We start from the raw sequence: 15,740 nt of genomic DNA, 5'->3' as shown, positions 1-15,740 counted from the left end.
CGAAGGAGAAGCTGTATGCAAGTCAACATCAGTGGACACCAACTGGAAGTGACCGAACCTCTGCGCGCTTACATCGGCGAAAAACTCGACCGACTGGAGCGGCACTTTGACAAGATTACCAATGTGCAGGTAACGCTGGCCGTCGAGAAACTGAAGCAAAAAATCGAGGCCACGCTGCACATCCATGGTGGGGAAGTCGTCGCCAATGCAGAACATGACGACATGTATGCCGCAATCGACTTGCTCACGGACAAGCTTGACCGCCAACTGAAAAAGCATAAGGAAAAGCAACTCCACCTTCTCCAAGGCACGGGTCGCTAACACTCCCCTCCCATGATCCGACTTGAAAGCATCCTGACCCCCGGCCGTTCCCTGGTGAACGTGCCGGGCGGCAGCAAAAAGCGCGCCCTCGAACAAATTGCCAACCTGATCAGCCGAGAAGTGCCTGATCTGGAGATGCAAGATGTCTTCGAAAGCCTGATTGCCCGAGAAAAACTGGGTTCTACCGGTTTTGGCAATGGCATCGCCATTCCACACTGCCGCCTCAAAGGCTGTGAGTCGCCCATCAGTGCCCTGATGCACCTGGACGCTCCCATCGATTTCGACGCCATCGACGGCGCACCGGTCGACCTGCTGTTCGTACTGCTGGTCCCGGAAGCCGCCACCGATGCGCACCTGGAACTGCTCCGGCAGATTGCCAGCATGCTGGACCGCAAAGAGGTGCGCGACAAGCTGCGCAGCGCCACCAGCAACGAAGCCTTGTACAAGGTTGTCCTGGACGAACAGAACGGTCAGTAATCATGCGCTTGATCATCGTCAGCGGCCGGTCCGGCTCGGGTAAAAGCACCGCCCTCGATGTCCTCGAGGACAATGGCTACTACTGCATCGACAACCTGCCGGCCGGGCTGCTGCCCGAACTGGCCGAGCGGGCGCTGATCCATACCGAACTGACGCAGCCACTGGTCGCCGTTTCGATCGACGCCCGCAACCTGCCAAGCCACTTGTCGCGCTTCCCCGAACTGCTCGAGGAAGTACGCAGCCGGCATATCCAGTGCGATGTGCTGTACCTGGACGCCGACGAAGAAACCCTGCTCAAGCGCTTTTCGGAAACCCGCCGTCGCCACCCCTTGAGCAGCAACAATCGCTCTCTGGCCGAGGCGATTCAAGACGAAAGTCACCTGCTGGGTCCGATTGCCGACCTCGCCGACCTCAAGGTCAACACCACCAACCTGAACCTGTATCAACTGCGCGATACCATCAAGTTGCGCCTGTTGAACCAGCCGGAACCGGGCACCGCCTTCCTGGTGGAGTCTTTTGGGTTCAAGCGTGGCATGCCGGTCGATGCCGACCTGGTGTTCGATGTGCGCTGCCTGCCCAACCCGTACTGGAAGCCCGAGTTACGCGCCCAGTCCGGGCTCGACCAGCCGGTTGTCGAATACCTGGCCGCCCAGCCGGACGTCGAGGAAATGTTCCAGGACATCTCCAGCTACCTGCTGAAATGGTTGCCGCGTTTTGCCGCCAGCAACCGCGCCTACGTCACTATTGCCATTGGCTGTACGGGCGGCCACCATCGCTCGGTCTACCTGACCGAACGCTTGGGCCAAGTCCTGCAAAAGTCCCTGAAGAACGTCCAGGTTCGCCACCGCGACCTTAGCTGAAAGGATCTACCCCGCGATGCCTGCTCTGGAAATTGAAATCATCAACAAACTGGGTCTGCATGCCCGTGCCTCGGCCAAGTTCGTCGGCGTGGCCGGTCAGTTTCCTTGCCAGATCCGCGCCGGAAGAACGCCGGAGTCGATGGTCGACGGCAAGAGCATCATGGCGATGATGATGCTGGCCGCCGGCAAGGGCACCAAGATTCATCTGAAGACCGAAGGCGAACAGGAGCAGGAGGCGATGGAAGCGCTGGTGGCACTGATCAATAACTTCTTCGACGAAGGCGAGTAAGGTCGGCGGGGCAAACCTGCCGAAAGGCACTCAGGCGAGTGCCGTATCCATGACCATCATCAGGCAAAAGCCGACACACAAGCCCAGGCTCGCCAGCTTTTCATGACCGTTGCGTCGTGATTCGGGGATCACTTCGTGGGTCACCACCAGCAGCATGGCCCCCGCCGCCAACGCTAGCCCGAGCGGCAACAGCATCTCTGCCAGGCCCACCAACCACCCACAAAGCAACGCGAACACAGGCTCCACCAGGCCTGACGCGGCACCGATCAGGAACGCCCTGATCCTGGACATGCCGGCGCCAGCCAGCACCAGAGCAATCACCAGGCCTTCCGGCACATCCTGCAAGGCGATGCCCATGGCCAGGCTGTCCGCCTCCGGCATGCCACCGCCTGCGGAAACACCTACGGCCATTCCTTCAGGAATGTTGTGGGCGATGATGGCAAACACAAACAGCCAGATTCGTGGCGGTATGACCGGATGTTCAAGGGTGCCCACCAGTTTCTCCGGGTTGCCCCCCGACACCTTGCGATCCACCAGAAACAAGCCCAAGGCACCGAGCATGATGCCAAGGCTGACCAGGCCACTCGAAGCCCAGGGCGACAGCCCGAGTTTTTCCGCCGCGGCGATCCCGGGCACAATCAGTGAAAAAGCCGTAGCCGCCAGCATCACCCCGGCGCCGAACCCCAACAGGGTGTCACTCAGCGCCAGCGGCATCTTGCGAATGACCAGCACCGGCACCGCCCCTAGCGCGGTTCCCAGGGCACAGACCGCCCCGCCCTGTAATGCCCGCGACAAGCGCGGTTCCAGGTCCAGCCAGGACAAGCCCTGGGCAACCAGCAATGCAGTACCCGCCAACAGCAACAGCGAACCGAACGCGTAACGAAACATCCGCCCGCTGCTGATCGTCAGTGTTTCAGTGCCCATAGTCAGCCTGAGGTCTTTTATAGGTGGGGGCTCAAACCAGTGCGGCCTGGTAGCGCTGGGCTACTTCGGGCCAATTGATCACGTTGTAGAACGCATTGATGTATTCCGGCCGCCGGTTCTGGTAACGCAGGTAATAGGCGTGCTCCCACACGTCCAGACCGAGAATCGGGGTATTGCCGTTCATCAACGGGCTGTCCTGGTTACCGCTGCTCTCGACCACCAGCGTCTTTTGCGGGGTCACGCTGAGCCAGGCCCAACCGCTGCCGAAACGGGTGAGCGCGGCCTTGGTGAAGGCCTCCTTGAAACGCTCGAAACCACCTAACTGCTCGTCGATTGCCCTGGCCAGCGCTCCGTCCGGCTGGCCTCCGCCGGTTGGCGCCATCACCGCCCAGAACAACGAATGGTTGGCATGGCCACCGCCCTGGTTGATGACCGCCGCACGCAGCTTCTCCGGCAGTTGCTGGACCCCGGCCACCAGTTTTTCCACCGACCAGTCGGCCCATTCGGTGCCTTCCACGGCCGCGTTGAGGTTGTTGATGTAGGTCTGGTGATGCCTGGTGTAGTGAATCTCCATGGTCTGCGCGTCGATGTGCGGTTCCAGGGCGTCGTAGGCATAGGGCAATGCAGGCAAGGTAAAGGACATATCAATGTGCTCCGTAATGAGGGGCATTCGCGGGCGCGGCGCCGGAAGTCGATTGCGCGACATTGCTCTCCAGCAGGCGATGCGTACGGGGGTATTCACCGTGCTCACTGATGAAGTTGAGCAACTCGACGTAGGTCTTGCTGCTCTGGCGCAACGCGGCTTCCCGCAGCGACGGCGCCAGGCGGCTGTCCTGCATGGCCTGCAATAGCCGCTGGTGGATGGCGCAGAGGTATTGCGCGCTCTCCTCCGGCTGGTTCAGGCGCAGGTGCAGGTCCGCCAGGTTGTGATGGGAGATGACACAGGCCGCCACCGCTTCGTCGGCATCGCTCCAGCGCTCGAACAATACCTGCGCCAGGGCCAGGGCCTGCAAGTAATACTCACGGGCATCCACCAGGTCGCCCTGCATGAAGAAACGGTTTGCCCTTTCGATCGTGCGTTTCCAGTGCTCCATGGTGAACCTCCAAAGCAATGTCGGGATTTACACGCCGCCCGCGGTGAGTTTTTCCGGGTCGAGCAGGATCTCCAGCTGGCTGCGTGACAGATCAGTGTGTTCAAGGGCGACATCGATCACCGGGCGCCCCTGCTTGTAGGCGGTCTTGGCGATTTCAGCGGCCTTCTGGTAACCGATGATCGGGTTGAGCGCCGTGACCAGGATCGGGTTGCGCGACAGCGCCTGCTTGAGCTTGGGCTCATTGACCTTGAAGCTGGCAATCGCCTTGTCCGCCAGCAGGCGGCTGGAGTTGGCCAGCAGCTCGATGCTGCTCAACAGGTTCTGGGCGATGATCGGCAGCATGACGTTCAGCTCGAAGTTGCCCGACTGCCCCGCCACCGTGATCGTGGTGTCGTTGCCGATCACCTGGGCCGCCACCATCGCCGTGGCTTCCGGAATCACCGGATTGACCTTGCCCGGCATGATCGAGGACCCCGGTTGCAACCCTTCCAGCTCGATCTCGCCGAGGCCGGCCAACGGCCCGGAGTTCATCCAGCGCAGGTCGTTGGCGATCTTCATCAAGGTAACCGCGATGGCCTTGAGCTGGCCCGAGGCCACCACCGCGGTGTCCTGGGAGCCGATCAGGGCGAACAGGTTCTTGCCCGGCGTGAACTGCACCTGGGTCAGGTTGCTCAACTGCCGGCTGAAGCCCGCGGCGAACTGCGGGTGGGCGTTGATCCCGGTGCCCACCGCGGTACCACCTTGCGCCAGGGATTGCAGGCTCGGCAGCAGATCCTGCAGATGACCGATATTGGCCTTGAGCTGCTGCGCCCAACCCTCCAGCACCTGGCTCATGCGCACCGGCATCGCGTCCATCAGGTGGGTGCGACCGGTCTTGATGAACGGATGGACCTCGGCCGCCTTGCGCTCGATGACCTGAACCAGATGCACCAGCGCTGGCAGCAGTTGTTCGTGCAAGCCCAGCGCGGCGCTGACGTGGATGGCGGTCGGGATGATGTCGTTGCTGCTCTGCCCGCAATTCACATGGTCGTTGGGGTTGACCGGTTCGCCGAGCAAGCGGCTGGCCAGGGTGGCGATGACTTCGTTGGCGTTCATGTTGGAACTGGTGCCGGACCCGGTCTGGAAGATATCCACCGGGAAATGCTGCATGTAGTCGCCTTCCAGCAGGCCCTGGGCGGCGTCGACTATGGCCTTGCCCTGGGATTCGCTCAGTTGCTTGAGCTCGACGTTGGCCTTGGCCGCGGCGGCCTTGGCCAGGATCAGCGCGCGGATGAACTGCGCGGGCATGCGCTGGTGGCTGATGGGGAAGTTATCCACCGCACGCTGGGTCTGGGCGCCATACAGTGCCTGCTCCGGAACATGCAGTTCGCCCATGCTGTCGCGTTCGATACGGGTATTACTCATCGGGAAATCCTTGCACCAGTTCGATAAGGGGAATGGATGGCAGCAACGAGCAGGTCGCCAGTTGCCAGGCATGGCTTTGCCAACGCTTGAGCCGGCATTTGCAGAAAGACAGGCGTTCCAGGTCATGCAACGGGCGCCAGGCCTGGTCCAGGCACTGGCTGCGCCAATGCCAGGGCAGCGCGGTATCGGTAGCGGTATCGAGCAACAGGCGCAATGAGGTTTCGGCGATCAACCAGGGTGAGGTGGCGGTGCAACACGCCAGATAGCGCCCTTCGGCCAGGTAATGCTCGATCAGGCGCGGCTCGTCCGGATCGAGGGCACAACGGATCTGGCGACTCATCCAGCGCCAGCTTTCGAGGTAAGGCTGCTCGTGCAAGGCAGAACTCATGACCGGGGCTCATTCGATAATGAGATTTATTATTATATGATATTGAGAATCAAAACAAGGTCATAATCCCCCTCAAGGGCGAGCTTGTTCGCGAAGCGCATTGCCTGCCGCCGCATCCTTGTCTGACATAACGCTTATCACGAGCAAGCTCGCGCCTACCTGATCGTCAGCATTCAAAAAGTCGGGGCAATAAAAAAGCGCGCCCCCGTTCGGGGCGCGCGCCTTCGATGACGCCGGGGTGGCTTAGCTGCCGGCAACCGTCATGCGTTCGATCAATACCGAACCGGTACGGATGTTGCTGCGCAGCTCCAGATCGTTACCGACGGCAATGATCTGCTTGAACATGTCGCGCATGTTGCCGGCAATGGTCACCTCCTGGACAGCGAACTGGATTTCGCCATTTTCGACCCAGAAACCGGCCGCGCCCCGGGAGTAATCGCCGGTGACCATGTTCAGCCCGTGGCCCATCAGCTCGGTGACCAGCAGGCCCCGGCCCATGCGGCGCAGCAAGGCCGCCTGGTCTTCCTCGCCATGGGTCACGAACAGGTTGTGCACGCCACCGGCATTGGCGGTGCTAGGCAGGCCGAGCTTGCGCCCGGAATAAGTCCCCAGCACGTAGGACACCAACTCGCCGTTCTCGACGAAAGGCTTGGCGTAGGTGGCCAGGCCATCGCCATCGAAGGCCGAACTGCCCAGGGCGCGCATCAAGTGCGGACGCTCATCGATGGTCAGCCACTCGGGGAACAGCCGCTGCCCCAGGGCGCCCTCGAGGAAGGATGACTTGCGGTACAGGTTGCCGCCGGAAATCGCCCCAAGGAAGCTGCCGAACAATCCGCCGGCCAGTTCCGCGGAAAACAGCACCGGCACTTCGCAGGTCGGTACCGGGCGCGCGCCCAGGCGACTCGCGGCCCGTTGCGCGGCGCGCTGGCCGATGGTCACCGGGTCCGTCAGCAGATGGCCCTGGCGATTGACGTCGTACCAGTAGTCACGCTGCATCTGGCCGTCGGCCTCGGCGATCATCACGCAGCTCAAGCTGTGCCGGGTCGAAGCATAACCGCCGATAAAACCGTGGCTGTTGCCGTAGACACGGCAGCCCTGGTGGGTGCTCAAGGTGGTGCCGTCAGCGTTCTTGATCCGGCTGTCGGCGGCAAAGGCCGCGGCTTCACAGGTCAGCGCCCGTTCGATGGCTTGCTCCGGGGTAATGTCCCAGGCATGGAACAGATCGAAGTCCGGCACATCCCGGGCCATCAGGGCGGCATCGGCCAACCCCGAGCTTTCGTCCTCCGAGGTGTGCTTGGCGATGGCCAGGGCCGCGGCAACGGTTTCGCGAATCGCCTCGGGACCGCTGGCCGAAGTGCTGGCCGAGCCCTTGCGCTGGCCGACGTAGAGCGTGATGCCAAAACCCTGGTCGCGATTGAATTCGACGGTTTCCACTTCCCGCTGGCGAACCGAAGTCGACAGGCCCTGCTCCAGAGAAACCGCCACTTCGCAGGCACTGGCACCCTGGCGCTTGGCCTCGGCGATGATCTGCTCGACTTGTTCCTGCAGTGCCGGCAAAGCCTGCGGGCCGACGCTTTGTGCTGCACTCATGGTTTTCTCCACTCAAATTCTGCTTTCGGTCAAGGCCTTCGAGCGACCGGGCCGGACAAGCGGCCCCCGACTGGTTATCATGGCGGCGTTTCTTTGCGGACTGCCACCATGGTTGATTCTTACGACGACTCCCTCGATGGGGAGAAAAGCAAATCCCAGGTCAAACGCGAGCTGCATGCTCTGGTTGACCTCGGCGAGCGCCTTACAACACTCAAGCCCGACTTGCTGAACAAACTGCCGTTGACCGACGCTCTGCGCCGGGCCCTGGCGGATGCGCCCAAGCATGTCGCCCATATTGCGCGTAAACGCCACCTGCAATTCATCGGCAAGCTGATGCGCGATCAGGACACCAGCGCGATCCTGGTGCTGCTGGACCAGCTCGACGCCTCGACTCGCCAGTACAACGAACGTTTCCATGGCCTGGAACGCTGGCGCGATCGCTTGATCGCCGGCGATGACGCGGTCCTGGAAAAGTTCGTCACCGACTATCCGCAAGCGGATCGTCAGCAGCTGCGCTCCCTGATCCGTCAGGCCCAGCATGAGGTGGCCCATAACAAGCCGCCTGCCTCCAGCCGTAAAATCTTCAAATACATCCGCGAGCTGGACGAGACTCAACGCGGTCTGCGCTGAACCTCGATCCGGGTGGGTTGCCCTGCAACTCACCCGCCGCTTCACGCCTCAAGCGCCCGTGCCACCCACGGTGATCGCATCGATCTTCAAGGTCGGCTGGCCGACACCCACCGGCACCGACTGCCCATCCTTGCCACACGTCCCCACACCACTGTCCAGCGCCAGGTCGTTACCGACCATCGACACCCGGCTCATGGCTTCCGGCCCGTTGCCGATCAGGGTCGCGCCTTTGACCGGGGCCGTGATCTTGCCGTCTTCGATCAAATACGCCTCGCTGGTGGAGAACACGAACTTGCCACTGGTGATGTCCACCTGACCGCCACCCAGGTTGGCGCAGTAGATGCCTTTTTTCACCGAGGCGATGATTTCCGCCGGATCGCTTTCGCCACCCAGCATGTAGGTGTTGGTCATGCGCGGCATCGGCAGGTGTGCATAGGACTCGCGGCGACCGTTGCCGGTGCGGGCCACGCCCATCAGGCGGGCGTTGAGCTTGTCCTGCATGTAGCCCTTGAGCACACCATTCTCGATCAGGGTGGTGCATTCGGTCGGGGTGCCTTCGTCGTCGATGCTCAGCGAGCCGCGCCGCCCGGCCAGGGTGCCGTCGTCGACGATGGTGCAGAGTTTCGAGGCGACCATTTCGCCCATGCGCCCGCTGTAGGCCGAGCTGCCCTTGCGGTTGAAATCGCCTTCCAGGCCGTGACCTACCGCTTCGTGCAACAACACGCCGGACCAGCCGGAACCCAGTACCACAGGCAGGGTGCCAGCAGGCGCGGGAATCGCTTCCAGGTTGACCAGGGCCTGACGCAACGCCTCACGGGCATAGCCCATGGCACGGTCTTCACTGAGGAAATAACGGTAATCGGTACGCCCGCCACCGCCATGACCGCCACGCTCGCGGCGGCCGTTCTGCTCGACGATCACGCTGACGTTGAAGCGCACCAAAGGCCGCACATCCGCCGCCAGGCCACCATCGGTGGAGGCCACGAGGATGCGTTCCCAGACCCCGGCCATGCTGACGCTGACCTGCTGGATGCGTGGATCGAGGGCGCGGGTAGCGGCATCGACACGCTTGAGCAACTCGACCTTTTCCGCGCGGCTGATGACTTCCAGGGGGTTGTCCGGCGCATACAGCTGGGCCACGTCCTGGGTGGTAAAGGCCTGCACGGTGCCATTCTGCCCGGCACAGGAAATCGAGCGCGCAGCCCGGGCAGCCAGGCCGAGCGCTTCGAGGGTGATGGCATTGCTGTAGGCAAAACCGGTTTTTTCACCCGACTGCGCCCGCACGCCAACGCCCTGGTCCAGATTGAAACTGCCTTCCTTGACGATGCCGTCTTCCAGCGACCAGGACTCGGAAATCTGCCCCTGGAAGTACAGGTCGGCGGCATCGATACCCGGGCCGGCCAGATCGCCCAGCACGCCCTGCAGGCTTTCCAGGGTCACGCCACCGGGCGCCAGAAGGTGTTCACTGACTGAAGATAACAACCCGCTCATATGCTTTACGCCTTAAATTCGTCGTTCTTAAGCAAGTCGCTGCGCGCCTTGCGAGAAAAAGCGCCGGTGGCTGGCCACCGGCATGCGCGCCCGGATGGACGCCTGTTCGCTGCTGTCGCGCTCGGCCAGCAGCACGGCCTCGCCTTGATCCTGTTGCGCCAGCACCCGGCCCCAGGGGTCGACGATGGCCGCATGGCCGAAAGTCTCCCGGGGTCCCGGATGAATGCCGCCTTGCGCCGCCGCCAGCAGATAGCACTGGGTTTCGATGGCCCGGGCGCGGATCAGTACGTCCCAATGCGCCGCGCCGGTCACGGCGGTGAACGCCGAAGGAGCGCTGATCAGCTCCGCCCCGGCGGCTCGCAATTCGCTGTACAGCTCGGGGAAACGCAGGTCGTAGCACACGGTCAGGCCAACCCGGCCCACCGGTGTATCCGCTACTACCACCTGCTCTCCATGAGCATAGTCATCCGACTCCCGGTAACGGCCGCGATTGTCGGCCACGTCCACGTCGAACAGATGCAGCTTGTCGTATCGCGCCACTTGCTCGCCATGCTCGTCGATCAGCAGCGAGCAGGCACGGGCCTTGGCCTCCGGCTGGTCCACCGGAGGCAACGGCAGGGTGCCGGCCACTATCCATAACTTGAGGTCGCGGGCGGTCTGTTTCAACCAGGGCAGGATCGGACCCTCGCCCCGGGCCTCGGCACGACCGATGACCGCCGCGTCGCGGCGGCCCATGGCGGCGAAGTTCTCCGGCAGCACGGCCAACCGCGCACCGCCGGCAGCAGCCTGTCCGAGCAGGTTTCGCGCCTGCTGCAAATTGGCCAGCACGTCGCTCTGACTGACCATTTGAATCACCGCGAGAGACATGACGCACTCCAGGTTGGATATGTGGCCATGCTACTCCATAGGCTGGGGCCGCGGTTTTTCAAAAAGGCTTGTCGAAGGTGATTTTCGGGTCCTTCCAGGGCCCCTTGACGCTGTACTGGACGCTGGCGAAGCGCGACACCCGGTCACCGATCAGCTTGTCGATCAGGAACAGCGCCCCGCCGACCGCCGGCGCACCGACGATCAGTGCGGCGATCGGCAGGTTGTTGGTCACCGGTAGCGTCACCAGCAACTTCGAATCCACCCGGTCGGCCACCAGGTCCAGGGTGCCATTGAGTTCCAGGTTGCTCGACGGACCGGTCAGGGTGATGGGCTCGCGGGTCACGTAGACGCCATTACTGGCCACCAGCAACCCCTTGACCCGGTCGTAGCTCAGGCCCTTGCCGAACAGGTCGGAGAAGTCCAGGCGCAGGCGCCGGCCGATGGAGTTGAAGTTCAGCAAGCCGAATACCCGCAAGGCCTGCGCCCCGCCTTCGACTTCCACGAACTGGCCTTTGCGCAGGGTCGCATCCAGGCTGCCCGAGAACCGCTTGGGCCCGACCCAGGCCGGTGACCCAGGCCAGCGCCCGTCCACATCCATGTGGAACTCTTCGCTGGTCACGGTCGGTGCGAACCCCCAGCCCTTGAGCACGTCCGCCAGGTTCTTGCCGCCCAGGCGGCCCTTGTACCAGCTGGTGGCCGCGCCGGGTTCGCCTTCCCAGCCACCGGAGCCCTGCAGGACCATGCCCTTGAGGCCCAGGTCGAGGCTGTTGAAGGCCATGCCCTTGGCGGTCGGACGCACTTTCAGCGACCAGGCGCCGATCAGGTCGTTGCCCTGGTACAGCTGATTGATCAAGAGATCCAGGGCCGGGACTTTCTTCGGGTCGACCGAGGCCAGCGGGTCCGGCGCGTTCTCGTCGGCCTGTACCGTCGGATCGACGGCCGGAAGGCGCACATACTGCAGGTTGATCGCCATCGGCGCGGCCTTGGCATCGGGAATCGCCACACTGCCCTTGGCCTGCCGGCTGTCGAGTTGCAGGGCCCAGGAGGACGGCTTGCGCGTCAACTGCACACGGGCCTCATCCAGGGTTGTGCCGAAACCACTGAGCTTGCCGACCCGGAAGTCGGCGCCGCTGAGCAACTGCTTGGCGCTGCCGCCCGCGTCCTGCCCGGCATACCGATCGACCAGCGCTTTCCACGGTTCCACATCCAGTTCCGACAGCACACCGCGCACCCGCAGGCCCTTGGCCCCCGGCAGCACCGCATCGCCCTCGCCGAGGAACAACTCGCCACGACCCTCGACAAAGTTGCCGCTCGGCGCGGCGAAGGTAAAGTTGGCCAGGTCGCCGTAATCGAACCAGTAACGCCGCTCGGCCCCCTGCAAGGTCATGCGCAATACGCTGTCACGCCCCTGGCTGGCCGCGATGCCGAAAGGCGCGGGCAAGTCGACGGCAACCCCCTTGAGGCTGGAGCTGACCATCAGTTGGCTGTCCGCTCCATCGAGGTTGAGCTGCAACTGGTAGGGAATGTCACCGGAAACCGGCAGCGGCTGGTTGTATTTCAGCCATTCCATGAGTTTATTGACCGACACCTGGCCCTTGGCGACGACCCGGGTGTCGAGCTTGCCAGGACGGCCATCGGCAAAAATCTGTGCGGTCACTGGACGCTCGAAGGCCTGGGCGCTGATGCCCTGGCCGCTCAGCCCCTTGCCGCTGTCGAAACGGAAGTCGCCCTTGAGCTGGCTCAACTCCAGCTCCGGCTCGCTCAACTTGAGCCGTGCCTTGCTGGTCTTGAAGTCCACCAGCACCTTCGGCTCCTCGCCCTTGACCAACGGGATATCCAGCTTCAGCTTGCCCCGCAGGTCACCCTCGCCCTGCCAGCCGGCAAAGGTCGGGCCCGTGCCGATCGGCGCCTCCTGGAGAATCTTCAAGCCATCGCCCAGGCCGCCGGCGAACTCGCCGTCGATAAACATGTGGGTGCTTTGCCCCGCGGGCACATGGGGAATATTGACGTAGACGTCGCTCACCTGGGTGTCGAGCAACTGCCCCTGGCTGGCCAGGATGCGCACGCCGCTGTCCTCGATGAACACATCGCCGCTGACCTTGCCGATATGCGGCCAGCCCGGCTGGAAGGCCAGCTCGGCGTCATGCACCTTGAAGAACAGGCTGATGCTGCGCGCGGTGTCGGCCGCGCCATGGTTCAGCGAACCCTGGTACTGGAAGAAACCTTCATCCACCGCGCCCTTGAGGATTGCCGTGCGCAGCCATTCGTCCAGCGCCGGGCTGAGCACCTCGGGCAGGTACTTGGCGGTATAACGACCGTCGCCATCGACCAGGCCGACCCGCAGGTCCATATAGTCTTCCTGGGTGTGGTCGAAATGCAGGCGGATCAAGAAATCGCCGGCGATCTTGCCCTCCTCGCCCAGGACCTTCAGGTACGGCGCGATCAGGGTGAAACCCTGCTGGTCGAGCTTCCAGGTCAGTCGGGCATTGGCCTGGAGGTACTGCCAGGGCTTGGCGAAGATCGGGTCCAGGTGCAAGGCAAAGTCCTTGCTGTCCATGCGCAACTCGCCCTGCCCCAGGTCGCCGCTGATGCTGCCGCTGACGTTACGGGCCGCCGGCGCGCCGCGATAGGCGTTGAACCCGACCTGCTCCAGGTTGGCGGCAAAACTCAGGCGCTGATCGCCGCTGACCTGCGGCCGGAAATCGAACAGGATGTTGCGCAACGCGCCCGTGACCTTGAGGTTGTCGATAATGGCCGCGACCTTTTCCGGCAACGGCGCCCAGGCATCCAGGACCGGCGTGAGCGGTGTCAGGTCGAGGCGGTCAGCCTGCAAGTGCCAGAGCTCTTCGGCACTGTTGACGGTACCGCTCTGTTGCAGTTGCAGGCGTGACTCCCAGTGCGTCTCGCCGATGTTCATGGCCAGCGAGTCGAAGGCGACGCTGAGCCCCTGGTCGTTGCGCTGGAAATAGGCATTGAGCGCCAGGTTCTTCACGGTGATCGGTTTGCGCTCGTCATAGGCCCCGCTGACCTGCGGCGCATTCAGGCGCGTGACCATGCTCTGCAGTACGCCATCGCCCCAGCTGAGCCAGAGCTCGCCACCGGCCTTGAGCTCGGAGAACTTCCACTGCTGGGTCACGCGTGGCGGCAACCATTTCGCCCAGTCGCTCTGGGGCAGGCTCAGGTAGGCGTCGGCCTGTCCTTCGCGCCAGGCGCTGGCGCGGATTCGCGTGCGCAAGCTGACAGCCAGAGGCTGGCCGTCCGGCAGGGTCAGGCGCGCATCCAGGCGTTGACGGCTGGGGCCGGCACGCAGATTGAGGCCGACGTAGGTCAAGGCCATCGCGGGATGGTCGAGCGGTTGCAGGGTCACCTGGCTGTCGAGCACCGACAGCTCACTGACCATCTGCATGCGGTTGAGCAACTGCTCGGGGTCGATTGGCCGGTTATCCTGCACCGGCAGGCCTTCGAGCGCCCAGCGTCCATCCGGGCCCTCCTTCAGGCTCAGGTTGAGGCCACTGAATTCAAGATGCTTGACCCGCAATTGGCGCGCCAGGGCGCTGCCGGGCAGATCGGGCGCCACCCGCACCTGATCCAGGCGCAAGGCGTTGGCGCCCTCGCCGACTATCACGTCGCGAGCCAACAGGATGGGCGAGAAACCGCTCCAGCTGCCTTCCAGCCGGCCGATCTGCACCGGCATGCCCAAGGTTTCCTGAGCCTTGGCCTGGACCTCGGCCCGATATTCAGCCACCAGCGGGGTCAGTTCCCGACCCAGGCTGACGTACAAGGCCGTCAGCACCAGCAGCAACGCACAAAGCCCCAGCCCCCAGCGGGTCAGAGCAGCGAGAAAGCGCATCAGACGCTCCATGTCAGTTGGCCCCCGTGGCAAGAGTCATGCACGAATCAAGGCCAGCTGTATCCGGTAAATGTAAGGTACGCGGACTCAGAGCAGCACCACGTCGTATTGTTCCTGGGAATACATGGTTTCGACCTGAAAACGGATGGTCCGGCCGATAAAGGCCTCCAGCTCCGCGACGTTGCCCGACTCCTCGTCGAGCAGCCGGTCGACCACTTTCTGGTTCGCCAGGACCCGATAACCTTCGGCCTGATAGGCCCGCGCCTCCCGCAGGATTTCCCGGAAGATTTCGTAACAGATGGTTTCCGGGGTTTTCAGCTTGCCCCGGCCCTGGCAGCTGCTGCAGGGTTCGCACAGCACCTGCTCCAGGCTCTCCCGGGTACGCTTGCGGGTCATCTGCACCAGGCCCAGCTCGGTAATGCCAATGATGTTGGTCTTGGCATGATCGCGCTCCAGCTGTTTTTCCAGGGTGCGCAATACCTGGCGCTGGTGTTCTTCATCTTCCATGTCGATGAAGTCGATGATGATGATCCCTCCCAGGTTGCGCAGGCGCAGCTGGCGGGCAATGGCAGTCGCCGCTTCGAGATTGGTCTTGAAGATGGTTTCTTCGAGGTTGCGGTGACCGACGAAAGCCCCGGTGTTGACGTCGATGGTGCTCATGGCTTCCGCCGGGTCGACCACCAGGTAACCGCCGGACTTGAGCGGCACCTTGCGCTCCAGCGCTTTCTGGATTTCGTCTTCGACGCCATACAGGTCGAAGATCGGCCGCTCGCCCGGATAGTGTTCCAGGCGATCGGCGATCTCTGGCATCAGTTCTGCGACGAACTGCGTGGTTTTCTGGAAGGTTTCCCGGGAATCAATGCGGATCTTCTCGATCTTCGGGCTGACCAGGTCGCGTAGCGTACGCAGGGCCAGGCCCAGGTCTTCGTAAATGACGCTGGGGGCACCGATAGTCTTGATCTGTGCGCCGATCTGATCCCACAGGCGGCGCAGGTAACGGATGTCCATCATGATTTCGTCGGCGCCCGCGCCCTCGGCGGCGGTACGCAGGATAAAACCGCCGGCTTCCTTGATGCCTTCCTGGGCCACGCAATCGCTGACCACCTGTTTCAGCCGCTCGCGCTCGGCTTCATCCTCGATCTTCAGCGAGATGCCGACATGGGCGGTACGCGGCATGTACACCAGGTAACGCGAAGGGATCGACAACTGGGTGGTCAGGCGCGCGCCCTTGGAGCCGATCGGGTCCTTGGTCACCTGCACCACCAGGCTCTGCCCTTCATGGACCAGGGCGCCGATGCTTTCCACCGCCGGCCCTTCGCGCAGGGAGATTTCCGATGCATGAATGAACGCCGCGCGATCCAGGCCGATATCGACGAACGCCGCCTGCATGCCAGGCAAAACCCGCACCACCTTGCCTTTATAGATATTGCCGACAATTCCGCGACGCTGGGTACGCTCGACATGGACTTCTTGCAGCACACCGTTTTCGACCACCGCCACGCGCGACTCCATCGGTGTGATGTTGATCAGAATCTCTTCACTCATGGCAGGGTCT

The 15,740-nt window shown here is 62.9% G+C and carries 15 protein-coding genes; 5 read left to right on the top strand and 10 right to left on the bottom strand.

Annotated elements, in window-relative coordinates; genetic code table 11:
* The first annotated feature begins 15 nt into the window (after nt 1–15).
* From hpf to IF690_RS05480, 4 genes are read left to right on the top strand one after another with little or no spacing between them, the layout of a single operon-like run.
* Nucleotides 16–321, top strand: a complete 306-nt coding sequence (hpf, locus tag IF690_RS05495) for a ribosome hibernation-promoting factor, HPF/YfiA family (protein WP_007929872.1) — start codon at nt 16–18, stop codon at nt 319–321.
* 12 nt (nt 322–333) lie between these two features.
* On the top strand, nt 334–798 hold the full coding sequence (gene ptsN / locus IF690_RS05490) for a PTS IIA-like nitrogen regulatory protein PtsN (protein WP_007929873.1): 465 nt from the start codon (nt 334–336) through the stop codon (nt 796–798).
* A gap of 2 nt (nt 799–800) precedes the next feature.
* Entirely contained in the window at nt 801–1,658 is an 858-nt protein-coding gene (gene rapZ, locus IF690_RS05485; protein WP_202699142.1) for an RNase adapter RapZ, read from the top strand.
* Nucleotides 1,659–1,674: 16 nt separating this feature from the next.
* Nucleotides 1,675–1,947 carry an HPr family phosphocarrier protein gene (locus IF690_RS05480; RefSeq protein ID WP_202699141.1) on the top strand — a complete coding sequence of 91 codons (273 nt, stop codon included), beginning with the start codon at nt 1,675–1,677 and terminating at the stop codon, nt 1,945–1,947.
* A gap of 30 nt (nt 1,948–1,977) precedes the next feature.
* Here the strand turns inward: IF690_RS05480 and IF690_RS05475 are convergent, their stop codons facing one another.
* From IF690_RS05475 to pmbA, 6 genes are all read right to left on the bottom strand, one after another.
* The gene (locus tag IF690_RS05475; RefSeq protein WP_202699140.1) at nt 1,978–2,871 is read right to left on the bottom strand and encodes a ZIP family metal transporter; all 894 of its coding nucleotides are present in this window, start codon (nt 2,869–2,871) and stop codon (nt 1,978–1,980) included.
* Between the two features lie 31 nt (nt 2,872–2,902).
* Nucleotides 2,903–3,514, bottom strand: coding sequence for a superoxide dismutase (locus IF690_RS05470; protein WP_202699139.1), 612 nt, complete (start codon nt 3,512–3,514; stop codon nt 2,903–2,905).
* Between the two features lies 1 nt (nt 3,515).
* Nucleotides 3,516–3,965, bottom strand: a complete 450-nt coding sequence (locus tag IF690_RS05465) for a DUF2753 family protein (protein ID WP_202699138.1) — start codon at nt 3,963–3,965, stop codon at nt 3,516–3,518.
* A gap of 27 nt (nt 3,966–3,992) precedes the next feature.
* Nucleotides 3,993–5,369 (bottom strand): class II fumarate hydratase, encoded by a 1,377-nt coding sequence (locus tag IF690_RS05460; RefSeq protein ID WP_202699137.1) that lies wholly within the window; start codon nt 5,367–5,369, stop codon nt 3,993–3,995.
* Complete coding sequence (locus tag IF690_RS05455) at nt 5,362–5,757, bottom strand: FagA protein (protein ID WP_202699136.1); 396 nt, start codon at nt 5,755–5,757, stop codon at nt 5,362–5,364. The genes IF690_RS05460 and IF690_RS05455 overlap by 8 nt, the downstream gene beginning before the upstream one ends.
* A gap of 243 nt (nt 5,758–6,000) precedes the next feature.
* The gene (gene pmbA / locus IF690_RS05450; RefSeq protein ID WP_180924190.1) at nt 6,001–7,347 is read right to left on the bottom strand and encodes a metalloprotease PmbA; all 1,347 of its coding nucleotides are present in this window, start codon (nt 7,345–7,347) and stop codon (nt 6,001–6,003) included.
* Between the two features lie 108 nt (nt 7,348–7,455).
* On the opposite strand from pmbA, the gene yjgA reads away from it, so the two are divergent.
* Entirely contained in the window at nt 7,456–7,977 is a 522-nt protein-coding gene (yjgA, locus tag IF690_RS05445; RefSeq protein WP_007929901.1) for a ribosome biogenesis factor YjgA, read from the top strand.
* Between the two features lie 48 nt (nt 7,978–8,025).
* On the opposite strand, the gene tldD is transcribed toward yjgA, so the two are convergent.
* The 4 genes from tldD to rng form a co-directional block, all read right to left on the bottom strand.
* Nucleotides 8,026–9,468 carry a metalloprotease TldD gene (gene tldD / locus IF690_RS05440; protein ID WP_053259651.1) on the bottom strand — a complete coding sequence of 481 codons (1,443 nt, stop codon included), beginning with the start codon at nt 9,466–9,468 and terminating at the stop codon, nt 8,026–8,028.
* A 27-nt stretch (nt 9,469–9,495) separates the two neighbouring features.
* Nucleotides 9,496–10,335, bottom strand: a complete 840-nt coding sequence (locus IF690_RS05435; RefSeq protein ID WP_202699135.1) for a carbon-nitrogen hydrolase family protein — start codon at nt 10,333–10,335, stop codon at nt 9,496–9,498.
* A 58-nt stretch (nt 10,336–10,393) separates the two neighbouring features.
* Nucleotides 10,394–14,197: a YhdP family protein gene (locus IF690_RS05430; RefSeq protein WP_202699134.1), complete on the bottom strand. Its 3,804-nt coding sequence runs from the start codon at nt 14,195–14,197 to the stop codon at nt 10,394–10,396.
* 75 nt (nt 14,198–14,272) lie between these two features.
* Nucleotides 14,273–15,730 carry a ribonuclease G gene (gene rng, locus IF690_RS05425; RefSeq protein ID WP_007929907.1) on the bottom strand — a complete coding sequence of 486 codons (1,458 nt, stop codon included), beginning with the start codon at nt 15,728–15,730 and terminating at the stop codon, nt 14,273–14,275.
* Nucleotides 15,731–15,740 lie beyond the last annotated feature (10 nt).

It is taken from the genome of Pseudomonas sp. SK3(2021) (genome assembly GCF_016772375.1).
GTDB lineage: Bacteria > Pseudomonadota > Gammaproteobacteria > Pseudomonadales > Pseudomonadaceae > Aquipseudomonas > Aquipseudomonas chlororaphis_I.
The sequence above is the reverse complement of the archived record's forward strand: the minus strand, read 5'-3'. Positions and strand labels throughout refer to the sequence as shown.

Excerpts from the sequence above, each read along its gene's own strand:
- hpf (WP_007929872.1), top strand. The coding sequence starts at position 16 with ATGCAAGTCAACATCAGTGGACACCAACTGGAAGTGACCGAACCTCTG.
- yjgA (WP_007929901.1), top strand. The coding sequence starts at position 7,456 with ATGGTTGATTCTTACGACGACTCCCTCGATGGGGAGAAAAGCAAATCC.
- tldD (WP_053259651.1), bottom strand. The coding sequence starts at position 9,468 with ATGAGCGGGTTGTTATCTTCAGTCAGTGAACACCTTCTGGCGCCCGGT.
- IF690_RS05430 (WP_202699134.1), bottom strand. The coding sequence starts at position 14,197 with ATGGAGCGTCTGATGCGCTTTCTCGCTGCTCTGACCCGCTGGGGGCTG.
- ptsN (WP_007929873.1), top strand. The coding sequence starts at position 334 with ATGATCCGACTTGAAAGCATCCTGACCCCCGGCCGTTCCCTGGTGAAC.
- pmbA (WP_180924190.1), bottom strand. The coding sequence starts at position 7,347 with ATGAGTGCAGCACAAAGCGTCGGCCCGCAGGCTTTGCCGGCACTGCAG.
- IF690_RS05455 (WP_202699136.1), bottom strand. The coding sequence starts at position 5,757 with ATGAGTTCTGCCTTGCACGAGCAGCCTTACCTCGAAAGCTGGCGCTGG.
- IF690_RS05470 (WP_202699139.1), bottom strand. The coding sequence starts at position 3,514 with ATGTCCTTTACCTTGCCTGCATTGCCCTATGCCTACGACGCCCTGGAA.
- IF690_RS05465 (WP_202699138.1), bottom strand. The coding sequence starts at position 3,965 with ATGGAGCACTGGAAACGCACGATCGAAAGGGCAAACCGTTTCTTCATG.
- IF690_RS05435 (WP_202699135.1), bottom strand. The coding sequence starts at position 10,335 with ATGTCTCTCGCGGTGATTCAAATGGTCAGTCAGAGCGACGTGCTGGCC.
- IF690_RS05480 (WP_202699141.1), top strand. The coding sequence starts at position 1,675 with ATGCCTGCTCTGGAAATTGAAATCATCAACAAACTGGGTCTGCATGCC.
- rapZ (WP_202699142.1), top strand. The coding sequence starts at position 801 with ATGCGCTTGATCATCGTCAGCGGCCGGTCCGGCTCGGGTAAAAGCACC.
- IF690_RS05475 (WP_202699140.1), bottom strand. The coding sequence starts at position 2,871 with ATGGGCACTGAAACACTGACGATCAGCAGCGGGCGGATGTTTCGTTAC.
- IF690_RS05460 (WP_202699137.1), bottom strand. The coding sequence starts at position 5,369 with ATGAGTAATACCCGTATCGAACGCGACAGCATGGGCGAACTGCATGTT.
- rng (WP_007929907.1), bottom strand. The coding sequence starts at position 15,730 with ATGAGTGAAGAGATTCTGATCAACATCACACCGATGGAGTCGCGCGTG.